The 9,670-nt window shown below is 33.3% G+C and carries 3 protein-coding genes and 1 pseudogene; 2 read left to right on the plus strand and 2 right to left on the minus strand.

Translation table 11 applies throughout. The features are described 5' to 3' along the window. Positions 1–78: 78 nt before the first annotated feature. Positions 79–4,437, plus strand: coding sequence for a YDG domain-containing protein (locus G507_RS0116010; protein WP_026718446.1), 4,359 nt, complete (start codon positions 79–81; stop codon positions 4,435–4,437). Positions 4,438–4,847: 410 nt separating this feature from the next. Here G507_RS0116010 and G507_RS0116015 read toward each other — a convergent pair whose 3' ends face one another. Next, positions 4,848–5,060, minus strand: a complete 213-nt coding sequence (locus tag G507_RS0116015) for a hypothetical protein (protein ID WP_026718447.1) — start codon at positions 5,058–5,060, stop codon at positions 4,848–4,850. Between the two features lie 269 nt (positions 5,061–5,329). After that, on the minus strand, positions 5,330–6,919 hold the full coding sequence (locus G507_RS0116020; RefSeq protein ID WP_026718448.1) for a peptide chain release factor 3: 1,590 nt from the start codon (positions 6,917–6,919) through the stop codon (positions 5,330–5,332). Positions 6,920–7,313: 394 nt separating this feature from the next. Here G507_RS0116020 and G507_RS17120 point away from each other — a divergent pair. Next, a pseudogene (locus G507_RS17120) lies at positions 7,314–9,670 on the plus strand (DUF11 domain-containing protein); the annotation flags it as partial.

A 9,670-nucleotide genomic window follows, 5' to 3' on the forward strand; every position in this document is an offset into this window, starting at 1 on the left:
ATTTAACAATTTTGTAATATTAAAAAGCTATTTCTTTTTAAGAATGTTTTAGATTTGTGGAAAATTAAAAAATAATTTATGAAATTACTTTTACTTAAAAGATTAACGAAATTTTTATTTATTGCAATGTTGTTTGCGAGCAATATTTCTATAGGGCAATTAACTTTGCCAGGTACTTCTCCTTACACACAAGACTTTAACACAACACCAGGGCCTTTTGGAACTACTTATCCAACTGGCTGGATATCGTACAATAATACGACACAAGATGCTGCTATGACGGTAGGAAATTCTGCGTCAGGTACTGGGGCAAATTATAATTACACTAATCGAATTGGTTTGGTTGGTAGTGGAAGTAATTTTCTGCCTGGAAGTATTGTTTTAGCAATAACTAATACGACTGGAAAAACAAGTTTGAAAATTTCTTATGATATAGTTAAAATAAGGGAACAAGGAAGAAGTAATGGTTTTGATTTGGAAATTAGTACAACTTCTGCAACTTCAGGTTTTACTGCAGTTTCTGGAGGTGGTTATGCTTCTGGAACGATTGCTGAAAATGTTGTGTCTCCTTATACTAATATTGATATTTCGGGTATAGATAATCAAGCAAGTACGGTTTGGCTTAGATGGCATTATTATGAAATTTCAGGTTCTGGGTCAAGAGATGGTATAGCTTTAGATAACGTAAGTTTATCTTGGTCAAGTGGTCCTGTTATGCCATCAGTAACAACCACAATGATATCTTCTATAACTACAAATTCTGCTAGTTCTGGTGGTAATGTAACAGCAGACGGTGGAGCAGCTGTAACTTCAAGAGGTGTTTATTTTGGTACAACAGCTGTACCAACTTCTGGTACATCAGATGGTACTGGAACAGGTACCTATACAAGCTCTTTAACAGGTTTGTCATTAAATACACAATATTTTTACCGTTCTTTTGCAACGAATTCGATTGGAACATCATATGGTTCAGAATTGAATTTCTATACTTTAGCAGCGACACCTGGTGTTTTAGTTGTTTCCAATCCTACACAAAACACGCTTGATGTTGCAGTTAATACAACTACAGAAAATTCTAATCCTTCAAATACAGAATATGCCATTCAGGAAACAGGTGGTTTATATGTTCAAGCTAATGGTTCATTAGGGGCAACTGCCGTTTGGCAAACTGCTGCAACTTGGGCAACGGTAACCGTGACTGGTTTAAGTTCTTCAACATCATATACTTTTCAAACTAAAGCTAGAAATGGTAGTAATGTAGAAACAGGTTTTGGTGCAACAGCATCAGATACTACTACAGCGCCACTTCCTCCGGTAGTAACTTCTGGTTCTACTTCTGGAACATATAATGTCTCTCTAAGTTATTCTATAATAGCCTCAAACTCACCGACAGCTTACGCTTTATCAAGTGGAACTTTGCCTACTGGTTTAAGTTTAGATACTGCAACGGGTGTAATTTCTGGAACACCAACTGAAGTTGGTACTTTTAATACGAATTTTACGGCTTCAAATGCTGGAGGAACAAGTGCTCCTGCTGCTATTACTATTACAATCAATAAAGCTAGTCAAACTATTACTTTTGCAGCGCTTTCACCTGTAACTTATGGTGATGCGCCTTTTGCATTGACGGGTTCTTCAAGTTCGGGCTTGACTATTTCATATATGAGTTCAGATCCTGCTGTTGCTTCAATTTCTGGAAATACAGTTACAATTGTTGGTCAAGGTACTGCTACAATTACTGCTTCACAAGCTGGTGATGCCAATTATACAGCAGCTTCTTCAGTAGATCAAAGCTTAACAGTGAATGTAAAGAATTTAACAATATCAGGTTTAACTGCCAATGATAAAGTAGAAGACGGAACTACAGATGCTACTTTAACAGGAACACCTAGTTTGGTTGGTGTTGTTGTTGGAGATGAAACAGTTGTAATCCTAACAGGATCTCCAACGGCTGCATTTGCAAGTGCTACACCAGCTGCAGGAATTGTTGTTAATGTAAGCGGGTACTCTTTAACAGGTGCTAAAGCTGCCAATTATAGTGTTTCGCAACCAACTTTAACTGCAACAATTACCGCATTAGGTATTCCCAACACAACGGCTGCTACTTCTATTTTAGTAGATGGCTTTACTGCGAATTGGGAGGCAGTTGCTGATGCTACTAGTTATCGATTAGATGTGAGTACATCACCAACTTTTTCTGGAAGTACTGTTTCTGTAGCTGAATGGACTTTCCCAACTGATGGGACAGTAGTTACTCCGGATGTTAGTACACCATCTAATGCTGCTCAAACGTTGACAACTAATGGCGGAACAATTATAAGCTCTGCTGGAAATTCAACTGAGTCTGCCTCTGCAAACGCATGGCAATCTGGAGATGGTACTAAATATTGGCAAATTGATTTTGATGCTACAGGTTTTTCAAATATAGCCTTATCTTCTGCTCAACGTTCTTCAAATAGTGGACCTAAAGACTTTAAGATTCAATATAAAGTTGGAGTTGGTTCATGGACAGATACTGGAACAGATGTAGTAGTTGCTAATAATTTTTCAACAGGAGTAGCCAGTTTAACTTTGCCAAGTGCTTGTGATAATCAGTCTAATGTTTCTGTTCGATGGATAATGACTTCCAATACTAGTGTAAATAATGGAACAGTTGCAGGTGGTGGAACAAGTAGAATAGATGATATTATTGTTACTAGTACAACAAGTGCTTTTATTCAGCCTTATGAAGATTTGAATGTTGGTAATGTTACTTCCTATGATGTAACAGGATTAGAAGGTAATACTCAATATTATTACAGAGTTAGATCAGTTCTTGGTTCAAGTACTTCGGCTAATAGTACTGTTATAGATGTGACTACTGCAGACGATACTTGTGTTTGGTCTTCATTAGCATGGTCAAATGTAACAGGTCCAACAGAACAAATAGAAGCTACTATTGCAGATGCTTACGATACGACTACTTACGGAGAAATAACGACTAAGAAATTAACTATAGCTACAGCTGGTTCGTTGGTAATTAATTCAGGAACTAATGTGTTTGTTATAAATGAGGTTATAAATAATGCATCGGCTTCTGCTTTACTAGTTGAAAGTAATGGTAACCTTTTGCAAATAAATGATGTTTCAGTGAATGTAAACGTTGGTGATATAACAGTTAACCGTGAAACTTCTGAATTAAAACGTCTAGATTATGTGCTTTGGTCTTCACCAGTAGATGGGCAATTGTTACAGGCTTTTTCACCTGCAACTTTATCTAATCGTTTTTATACTTATGATGCAGGAACTAACTTATATGCTTTAGTAGCTTCGCCTTCTACAACTAGTTTTTCTGTGGGAACAGGATTTTTAATTAGAACACCAAATAATCACCCCACAACACCAGCTATTTGGTCTTCAGTTTTTACAGGTCTTCCTCATAATGGAGATTTTTCTGTAGCTGTGGCTAATGATACTTATAATGCCGTTGGTAATCCTTATCCTTCAACTTTAGATGCGGATTCATTTATGGCTGATAATGCAATTTCAGAAGCTTTGTACTTTTGGAGAAAAGAAAATAATTCAGCTAACCCATCTTATGCAACTTATACTAATGCTGGTGGAGTTGCTAATACTGGAGGTAACTCTGCTTTAATTCCAAGTTCTGCAATTCAAGTTGGACAAGGTTTTATTGCAAAATCAACTTCAACGAGTTTGAATTTTACGAATTCAATGCGTGTTGCTGATAATGATAATTTATTTTTAAAATCAAGTAATACAGTTGATAAAAGTAGAATTTGGTTAGATCTAACTAATACAGATGGTTTATTTTGTCAAACCTTAATTGGTTATATGTCAACTGCAACTTCTGGAGTAGATAGTAGAATAGATGGTAGAATTTTTAGCCAACCAACTAATGGCGCTACATTAACTTCTATAATTGGAAATGATTCTTCATACATTATTCAAGGTAAAGGAACTTTTGTTGATACAGATGTTGTTCCTTTAGCGTTTAAAACAGCAGTTTCAGGTAATTTTACAATTGCTTTAAGTAATGTAGATGGCTTGTTTGCTAATAACGCACAAGATGTTTTCTTAAAAGATAATTTAACAAATACAATTACAAACTTAACTAATGGAGATTATGCTTTTGCAACTGCAATTGGAGATTTCTTAAATAGATTTGAAGTTGTTTATCAAAGTACCGTATTAAACACAGATAATTTTACAAGTAATAACCTTGTTGTTTATACTCAAACAAACGGTATCGTAATTAACGCTGGTTCTGATTTATTATCTAATGTTAAAGTATTTGATGTTAGAGGTAGATTATTGTTAGAAAAAGCTAATTTGAATGATTCGGAAGTTGTTTTAAATATTTCAAAATCAAATGAAGTGTTACTTGTTCAAGTTACAAACCAATACGGTAATGTAATTACTAAAAAAGTGATTAACTAAACTAAATTTCATTTAGATTACAATAAAAAAACAGTTGCTAATTTTTAGCAACTGTTTTTTTATATGATATAATGTAGCAAGTTGATTTATGTAGTTGTTAAATGTGTTTTTAAGGCTGATAGCATTAGAATATGACATCAATAATTAATTTATTTAATAACTTATAAAATCAATCTAGTGATGTAACTATGTGTTGTTGGAATAGTGTGTTATAAAGTTGAATAAAATACATTCGATTGAGTATTTATAAACAAGAGATTACTTAATGGATGATCCTTTTTTTTTACTTACTTTGGATGTGCTGAAAAGCATAGGTAATTGCATTGCGATATAGGTATAACACAGAAAACTCTAAATGATATAATAAATTATACAATTTAAAGTTTTATAGTATGTTTTGAATTAAGTTATTAGTTTAATTCAGTAGTTTTAGTTGATGCTTTTAGTTTGTAAAATACAAAAACAATTCCAACAATTGCTAATAGTATTATTTTGTTGTTTAAAGGTACTGCGTCTGGGCCTTCTAAGTCACCATCAGCAGTGTCATCTCCTGGTTGTGCAAATGTTACCAAGTTAAACAATAGCATAAAAATAAATATGCTAATTTTTTCGTAATTTCTCATATTTTTTGTGTTTTAACAATGCGAATATAGAAATTTTTTAAGCATACAGTATTAAAATACCGTTACTAAAAAGCAAAAAATCGACTTATGACATATTAAACGGATTAATGGTAGTTTTTTTTGATAATGTAGTCTATTTGAAGTGATTAATTTAAGATTTTGAGCTATTATCTATAATTCAATTTAAAAATTATTCTTAAAATTGTTTCATAAAAAACAAAAAAACCACATCTACTAAATGTGGTTTTTTTATGCTTTCAAAAAAAATATTAATCAATCTCAGAGGTGTAAAATAAATTAACTGATGGAAATTTCTGTTTTGTCATTTGAATTGAGAACTCAGAATCGGCCAAAAATACTAATTGTCCATATTTATCGGTAGCTAAGAATTTTTGTTTGATTCTTTTAAATTCAGCAAACTCTTCATTTTTTGGATCCGTTGGTTTTACCCAACAAGCTTTATAAGCAGGAAAATTTTCATAAGTACATTTTGCACCATATTCGTGTTCAAGTCTGTATTGAATAACCTCATACTGTAAGGCTCCAACTGTTCCAATTATTTTTCTTCCATTCATATCCAAAGTAAATAATTGGGCAACACCTTCATCCATTAATTGGTCAATTCCTTTTTCTAATTGTTTCGATTTTAAGGGGTCAGCATTGTTAATGTATCTAAAATGTTCTGGTGAAAAACTTGGAATTCCTTTAAAGTTCATTAGTTCACCTTCTGTTAAGGTGTCGCCAATTTTAAAGTTTCCTGTATCATGTAATCCGACAATATCACCAGCATAAGAAATATCAACAATCTCTTTCTTTTCTGCAAAAAAAGCATTCGGACTTGAGAATTTCAAATTCTTATTCAACCTCATGTGATGGTATGCTTTGTTTCTTTCGAATGTTCCAGAAACAATTTTAATAAATGCTAATCTGTCTCTATGTTTAGGATCCATATTAGCATGAATTTTAAATACAAATCCACTCAACGTTTTTTCATTTGGATTCACTAATCGAGTGTCAGATTCCTTAGGTCGAGGAGAAGGAGCAATGTCAATAAAACAGTCAAGTAATTCTCTTACGCCAAAGTTGTTTAAAGCTGAACCAAAGAAAACAGGTTGTAAATCTCCTTTCAAATAATCTTCTCTATTAAAATCTGGATATACTTCACTAATTAATTCTATTTCTTCTCTTAGTCTTTCGGCCGGTTTTGAACCGATTAATGTATCTAATTCTGGATTGCTTAAATCAGAAATTGCAATAGTTTCTTCGATGTCTTTTCTGCTGTCACCTGAAAATAAATTAATATTTTTTTCCCAGATGTTATAAATTCCTTTGAAATCATAACCCATTCCAATAGGAAAACTTAAAGGTGTTACGGTTAAGTTTAGTTTTTGTTCTACTTCATCTAGTAAATCAAACGCATCTTTTCCTTCTCTATCTAATTTGTTGATAAAAACAATTATTGGAATTTTACGCATTCTACAAACTTCAACTAATTTTTCGGTTTGTTCCTCAACTCCTTTAGCAACGTCAATAACTACAATTACACTATCTACTGCAGTTAAGGTTCTAAAAGTGTCTTCTGCAAAATCTTTGTGACCAGGTGTATCTAAAATATTTATTTTTTTGTCTTTATAGATAAACGCTAAGACAGAAGTCGCAACGGAAATTCCTCTTTGACGCTCAATTTCCATAAAGTCAGAAGTAGCTCCTTTTTTTATTTTATTGTTTTTTACGGCACCAGCTTCCTGAATAGCTCCTCCAAATAACAAAAGTTTTTCTGTTAACGTAGTTTTACCTGCATCAGGATGTGAAATAATTCCGAATGTTCTTCTTTTTAAAATTTCTTTTTCTAAACTCATAATATTATTAAAGGTGCAAATTTATTAAAATGGATATTAATATTACCATATAAATAATTTTATTATCTAATGCCTAAGTAAGTGTGTTATTTGTTTAACAGTCAATTCATTTTAAATAAAAGACAGATTATGTCTTTTTTATCGATATAAAAGAACCTTTCATCGTAACCATATTGTTATTCAACGATTAAATAATTAGTTATTAACATTTTTCATATACATTTGCGTTACGTATAAAAAATATTTAACAAAACTATTTGTTGGGTATTAATAAAAATTAATAATATTTACCTAGAACTAGTAAACACCTACTTTACTTTTTTTAAAACAATAGACATCTAGATAGTATTTAATTTTATATACTATTTAAACGAAATATAATAATTCCATATCTATGAAAAACAAAGAGCCCCAAAACTTGTTTTTTTCGAATTCAGCAAAATATGTAAAGTATTTATTTTTATGCTTTTTTATTTTATTTAATCTCGGAGCGAATGCTCAATTTTACACACAACATTATGTAGCTCCAGCACCTTGGCAATATTATACAAATGCTAATGAAATTGTTATTGCTACTAACTCTACAAGTAATGTTAGTGTAACAATATCAAGAAGTGACGGTACATTAGTAACTACTTTAACTACCATTAAGGGAACGCCCGCTGTTTATAGATTTACTGGTACTCCAACAAGTTTACCTTATCATACTTTAAATACCGTTATAAATGCTGCGGGTTTAATTATAAATGCACCAACTCCTGTTTCAGTTAATATTAGAAATGTTGCCTCAGATCAATTAGGAGGTGGAGCTGATGGTAATAATATAAAGGGAAATGCTTCTCTAACTAGTTTTGGTGATGCAGGAAAAGGAACAACATTTCGTGTAGGATATTACAGAAATGGTGATTTAGGAAATTTTGGTGGATTTGGGTTTAGACGACCAATTTATTCCATTTTGGCAACACAAGACAATACCTCTGTTCAGATAAATAATATCACAACGGTTACTCTAAATGCAGGTCAAAGTTATTTATTTGAAGCAACTTTAGGGTCATTAGTTACAACTACATTACCAGTAGTAATGAATACTGGAGCTAGGATAGATACTCCTGGAGGGTGTGGAGACGGTACTTTAGATCAGATTGCACCAAATACAGTTTTGGGTACGGAGTATTTTTTGGTTAGAGGTCAAGGAAATAGTACAGCAGAACAAACAACAGTTGTTGCTACACTTCCTAATACAACTATAACTATAAGCACTTTCTCTGACACAGGTGCATTTATTTCATCTATAAATCAAACATTAGCCAATGCTGGTGATTTCTATACTTTTATTAACGGTAATGGTACGGTATTTTCTGCTTCTAGAATAGTTAGTACTAAAAATGTAATTGCTTATTCTGGATCTGCTTCCGGTTGTGAAGTTGACATTGCAACTCTTGCACCAGTATCTGCTTGTGGAGGTTCTAATTTTGTGGAAACATATAAGTTTAGAAATTATACTAATGCGAATTTACCTTACTCTGGATATATATTACTTCAAGATGCAACTACTTTAGTAGATTATAACGGTTCCAATATTGAGACATTAGCGGGAGCTAGAAGACAATTAGGTTCGACAGGATGGTATTTAATTGATTTTAACAATACAGAATTAAGCAACCCTAATTACATATCACTAACAAGTACTGCTAAAATGACTGTTGTTATTATACAGCAAGGTGGTGGGTTTTCAATGTCAGCAGTGTTTTCGAGTTACACCGAAATTCCTGTGGCGCCTTTAGCAAGTTATATTTCAGGTTCTCAGTGTTCATCTCAATCGGCGACTCTATCAACTTCACCAGGTTTTGCTCCCTATCAATGGTTTTTAGATGGAAATCCCATAGCTGGTGCAACTTCAAATACCTACACGACAACTACTACAGGTTCATATACTGTTTCCTCGACCTTAACATGTAGTGTTCCGTTTCAATCTGCACCAGTTCAAGTGACTTTGTGTGGAGATATTTCAGTTAACAAAACAGTAAATAATGCAAACCCGACTATAGGGTCTAATGTTGTTTTCAATATTACTGCATTAAATAATGGACCAAGTAATGCAGCGGGTGTTTCAGTCAATGATTTATTACCATCTGGGTATACTTATGTTTCTTCTGTTGTTCCAGCAGGGACAACATACAATCAATTAACTGGACTATGGTCTATTGGAAATCTTACTAATGGACAATCTTATCAGTTACAAATTACTGCTACAGTTTTAAATACTGGAAGCTATACAAATACAGCACAAATAACTTCTTCTAATCAGCCTGATACTAATACTGCAAATAACATATCTTCCGTTAGTCCAGTTCCTTGTCCACCTACAGCTGTTCTTAGTGCAGTAACTCAGCCAACATGTTCTACTGCTACAGGTAGCTTTGTTATTACCAATTATAATGCTGCATATACATACGCTATAAGTCCTTCAACTGGAGTTGTCGTTTCAGGAAATACAGTTACAGCTCCAGCTGGAACATATACTGTTACAGCTACATTTGGAGCTTGTACAACAGCAGCTTCAGCTCCCAGAACAGTTAACGCACAACCAGCTACACCAAGTGCACCAACAGTTGGAACCATCACACAACCAACCTGTGCAACTGCTACAGGAAGTGTTGTATTAAGTGGATTACCATCAGGAAGTTGGACAATCAACCCAGGAGGAATCACAGGAAGTACAACAAGCACAACGATCTCAGGCTTAGCAGC

The sequence above is a fragment of the Flavobacterium gelidilacus DSM 15343 genome (assembly GCF_000422685.1).
Lineage (GTDB): Bacteria > Bacteroidota > Bacteroidia > Flavobacteriales > Flavobacteriaceae > Flavobacterium > Flavobacterium gelidilacus.